Here is a 4,624-nt window from a genome sequence, read left to right on the forward strand (position 1 = left end):
ACCGGCGCTCGGATTCGATCAGCTCGGCGGCGCGCTCCGCCACAATGATGGCGGTGAGATTGGTGTTGGCGCTCGGCGACTACAGCTTCGCCACCGGAGAGGCCAGCGCGGCGATCGGCGCGGGCGCATCGGCGAGCGCGAGCTCTGCCGTGGCTATCGGCTACAGTGCGTTGGCCGCGGGCGACTCCGCGCTGGCGATGGGACGCCAGAGTTACGCCAGCGGCCAAGACAGCATCGCGTTCGGCACCACGGCACAGGCCGGCACGCAGAACGCGGTCGCGATCGGCGCGCGCGCCATCGTGATCGGCACCAACAGCGTGGCGATCGGCGCCAACTCGGTCGCCGACGAGGACGAGACCGTGTCGGTCGGCGCCGCCGGCACCGAGCGGCGGATCGTCAACGTCGCCGACGGCACGCTGTCCGCCACCTCGACCGACGCGGTGACGGGCCGCCAGCTCTACGGCACCAATGCCACGATGGCGCAGATCCTCGGCGCCACGCTGAACGCCGACGGCACCATCGGCGCAGCGAGCTACACGATCGGCGGCACCGCCTACTCCACCATCGCGGACGCCTTCACGGCGGTCGACGCGAGCCTCACCGGCTACGGCACCGGCATCAGCAGCCTGACGAGCTCGGTCGCGAGCCTGCAGGCCATGGCCAACAATCTCCAGACCATCATCACGACGCTCAATCGTCGCGCCGTCTACACGTCGGTCAAATCGACCGCTGCCGCCGCCGCGGCGACCGGCAGCGAGGCCGTGGCACTCGGCGGCGCCGCCCAGGCCTCTGGCAATGGCGCGACCGCGGTCGGCGCCGCGAGCACCGCGTCGGGCACCAACAGCGCCGCGTACGGCCACGCGTCGACGGCCTCGGGCACGAGCGCGACCGCACTCGGCGCGTCGTCCTCGGCCTCCGGCATGGCCTCGCTCGCGGTCGGTGCCGGCGCCACGGCGAGTGCCGGCAACGCAGTGGCGATCGGCCCAGGGGCGCTGGCCTCCGCCGAGGGCGCGCTCGCCATCGGGCTCGGCGCATCGTCCACCGGCGAGAACGCCATCGCGATCGGAACCGGGGCCAGCGCCACCGGCTCGGTCGCGGTCGGCACCTTCGCCTCGGCCGCCCATGGCGGCGCCGCGTTCGGCGACTACGCGGTCGCGACCGCGTCCGGCAGCACCGCGGTCGGCCCGGGCGCCTCGGCGACGGTGACGAACGGCACCGCCATCGGCAACGGCGCGACCGTCACGGCGGCGAACAGCGTCGCGCTCGGCGCCGGCTCGCTGGCCACCGAGAGCAACACCGTCTCGGTGGGTGCCGCCGGCAGCGAGCGCCGCGTCACCAATGTGGCGGCCGGCGTCGCCGCTACCGATGCCGTCAATCTCGGCCAGCTGCAGAGCGTCGCGGCCGGGCTCGGCACGTCCATCGCCGGACTACAGACCCAGGTGGCCGGCCTGCAGACTCAGGTCGGCGACAATCAGCGCGAGGCGCGCTCCGGCACGGCGCTGGCGCTCGCCGCCACCGGACTGCGCTACGACAACCGGCCCGGCAAGGCTTCGCTCGCGGCAGCCTTCGGGCACTATCGCGGTCAGTCGGGTCTGGCGGTCGGGCTCGGCTACGCGGTGAGCGACCGCTGGCGCGTCAACGCGGCGTTCTCCGGCGCGCCGGACGTCAGCGACTACGGGGTCGTCGCCGGCGCGTCCCTGACGCTGAACTGAGCGCGTCGGTTGCGCGGCGAACCGCTTCAGCTAGAGTCGCGACGGAAGAGAAATCCATGCCCGCCGAGGTCCCGTGACGCCGATCAAATCGCTTGCTGTCTGCTGCATCGTGTCGTGTTCGTGTGTCCTGGTCCCGTCCGTGGTGCTGGCCCAGCAGGTCGAGTGGTCGAAGCTGCCGCGCATGCAGCTCGAGCGCCAGTTCGCCGGCCCGCTGGCCGATACCGTGATCCAGCGCTGGCGCGATCCGGCCGACGGAACGATCTGCTACCTGTACCTGCCCATCAACGTGCCGCACTCGGCGCCGACCCAGTCCGGATACGTCCAGTACGGGCCGGCCAGCATCGGGACGATCAGCTGCGTCGGTGCGGCATCGCCCTCCCCGCCGCCGGCCGCCCCGGCCGCGGCGCGGCGTCCGCCTCCCCCGCCGGCCCCGCCTGCGGGTCCGCCGCCGGCCGCGCCGGTGCGGTGAGGGCTACTTCCCGGCGAGGCTGCGCACATAGGCGGCGAGATCGGCCGCCTCGGCGCGGGTGAGACTCATGTCGGGCATTCGCGGATGCGGATCGAGCAGGAACAGCGCCAGCACGCCGGCGTCGAAGCTGTTGCGCCGGGCGATGGTCGGGAACGGAGTCGCCTCGCCGGTCGCCTGGGTCTGATCGGCGGACGTGACATGGCAGGTGGCGCACCAGCGCTGCGCGATCTCGGCGCCGCGGGCCGCGCTGGGCGGCTGCGCCGTGCCGGAGCGGCCGGTCTGGGCGAAGCCGTCACCCGCTCCGAACCCCACGGTTCCGAATGCAGCGACGGCGGCGACGAGGAGAGCAACGGCGAACGAGCGACGCGGCATGGGCCATCCCACAACGGCGTGAAGCCTGAAACACACGATTCGAAATTCCGCTGATCAGAATGGCCCGGACGGACAGCGTTGTCGCGTGAAATCCGTCCGGACCGCACGCCTTGATGGCGTCCGCCCGTCGCTCTCAGCGCGCCAGAAGCTCGATCTCGCCGTCGACGCCGGTGATGACCTTGAAGTCGCGCTCGACGGTGCGGCCCTCGTTACGGGCGATGGCACGGTAGTCGCCCTCGGCCAGCACGACGCGCGGGAAGGCGCCGACCGTCTCCTTGACCACGTCGCCGCCCGGCGTCAGCACGGTCCAGCTCGTGTTGGCGAGCGCCTCGCCGCCCCGGTCGCCGACCAGCTTCAGCGTGATGATGGCGGCCCGATGCGTCACCGTCACGTCGGTGAGCTTGCCGGACTGTACCCGGATGTCGGAGCGCACCACGGCGTTGCTGTCGCCGTAGTTCGAGACGATGTGATACGTGCCCTCCGGCACGACGACGACATCGCCCGTGGTGATGCCGGACGCGACCTGACGCTTGTCGCCGGTCTCGAACTGGCTGCCGCGGAAGACGTCGAACGAAATCTGGCCGTGCGGAATGCGCGCGTCGCCGACGCGGCCCTCGATGCGCACCCCGCCGGCCGGGAGATCGAACACCTCGCGGACCGGCTCGTTGCGCAGCGACACGGTCTTGGCGGCGCTGGCGAGCCCGAAGGCGACATGCACGACATAGTCGCCGGGCGGCAGCGCCAGGCTCGGGCTCGGGGTGCGATCCTCGCGCAGCGGCCGGAACGAGCCGGTGATGTCGGGCCGGACCGGATAGACCCGCCACACGACGCCGCCGTTCACGGGGGCACTGTCGCGGCCATAGCGGGCCGACAGGGAGAGCGGAATCTCCTTCGGCACGGCCGGGGAGATCGTCGTGGCGGAGGGCGGCAGCGACACCTGCGGCCCGGGCCCGAGCGGCACCGGCCCGGAGGGCGCGCCGGGCGGCGGCGCCAGCGACTGGAGAGTCGGGCCGGTCGGCGGCGGCGCGCTTGCTGCACCGGGCGGCGGCATCAGCTTCGCGCCGGGTGCGGGCGGCTGCTGCGGCTGTCCCATGAGCCCGCCGAACGGCAGCGAGTTCACGAAGCGCTGCATCGCGCCGACGATGGCCTGCTCGGGACGGTTCTGGGCGAGCACGGGACTCGGGGCACAGGCGAGCCAGATCGCCGCCGCGACGCCGGTGGCGGCGCGGGCAATCCCGGTCACTCTTCGGATCGAGCCACCCCCTGCCCTGATCATGTCGCCAGATACGCGGCACTTTGAGGCAATTTCAAGCCGCGCGGCCTTTATCGGGCATCGTCCCTATGGTAGCCGGACGGGCGCGTGCGATGCGTGCTCGACGCTCCGCCGCGCATCCGCTCCATACGAATTGTCCGCGCCCAGGGAGACATTTCCATGCTCGACGCCCTCGCGCTCCTGAAGACCCGTCGCTCCGTGAAGCCCGACCAGCTCTCCGGCCCGCCGCCGAGCCCGCAGGACATCGACACCATGCTGAGCATCGCCTCGCGGGTGCCGGACCACGGCAAGCTGTCGCCGTGGCGCTTCATCCTGTTCGAAGGCGACCACCGCGAGGAGGCCGGCGCCGCGATCGCCTCCGCCTATGCGGCCAAGTACCCGGACGCGACCGGCGACCAGATCTATTTCGAGACCAACCGGCTCGCCCGCGCGCCCTTGGTGATCGCCGTGGTGTCGAGCCCGATCGACAGCCCGAAGATCCCCGAATGGGAGCAGCGCCTGTCCGGCGCCGCCGCGGCCATGAACCTGCTCCTCGCCGCCCACGCGCTCGGCTACGCGGCGTGCTGGCTCACCGAGTGGTTCGCCTACGACGCCCAGGTGGCGCGGGCGTTCGGCCTCGACAAGCACGAGGCGTTCATCGGCTTCGTCCATGTCGGCCGGTTCGAGGGCACGCCCGAGGATCGCCCCCGTCCCGCCCTCGCCGACATCGTGACCCGCTTCGAGGCCTGACGGCCGTCCTGCCGAGCGGCCCAGGCCGCCGCGCCGCGGCCCGCGTGCCCGGGTCCGGCGCGGCGCCAC

At 72.4% G+C, this 4,624-nt stretch carries 5 protein-coding genes; 3 read left to right on the forward strand and 2 right to left on the reverse strand.

The window, feature by feature from the left end:
- Together CH341_RS28295 and CH341_RS34520 are read left to right on the forward strand one after the other, a co-directional pair.
- A partial coding sequence (locus tag CH341_RS28295) for a YadA family autotransporter adhesin (protein ID WP_210208653.1) occupies window positions 1-1,712 on the forward strand: 1,712 nt, incomplete at its 5' end.
- 73 nt (window positions 1,713-1,785) lie between these two features.
- Window positions 1,786-2,181, forward strand: a complete 396-nt coding sequence (locus CH341_RS34520) for a hypothetical protein (protein WP_170149839.1) — start codon at window positions 1,786-1,788, stop codon at window positions 2,179-2,181.
- 3 nt (window positions 2,182-2,184) lie between these two features.
- Here the strand turns inward: CH341_RS34520 and CH341_RS28305 are convergent, their stop codons facing one another.
- On the reverse strand, window positions 2,185-2,553 hold the full coding sequence (locus CH341_RS28305) for a c-type cytochrome (protein WP_111422437.1): 369 nt from the start codon (window positions 2,551-2,553) through the stop codon (window positions 2,185-2,187).
- A gap of 133 nt (window positions 2,554-2,686) precedes the next feature.
- Window positions 2,687-3,646, reverse strand: a complete 960-nt coding sequence (locus CH341_RS28310) for a cupin domain-containing protein (RefSeq protein ID WP_425376216.1) — start codon at window positions 3,644-3,646, stop codon at window positions 2,687-2,689.
- Window positions 3,647-3,985: 339 nt separating this feature from the next.
- Here CH341_RS28310 and CH341_RS28315 point away from each other — a divergent pair, with 339 nt between their 5' ends.
- On the forward strand, window positions 3,986-4,555 hold the full coding sequence (locus CH341_RS28315; protein ID WP_111422439.1) for a nitroreductase family protein: 570 nt from the start codon (window positions 3,986-3,988) through the stop codon (window positions 4,553-4,555).
- Window positions 4,556-4,624 lie beyond the last annotated feature (69 nt).

The organism is Rhodoplanes roseus, assembly GCF_003258865.1.
GTDB lineage: Bacteria > Pseudomonadota > Alphaproteobacteria > Rhizobiales > Xanthobacteraceae > Rhodoplanes > Rhodoplanes roseus.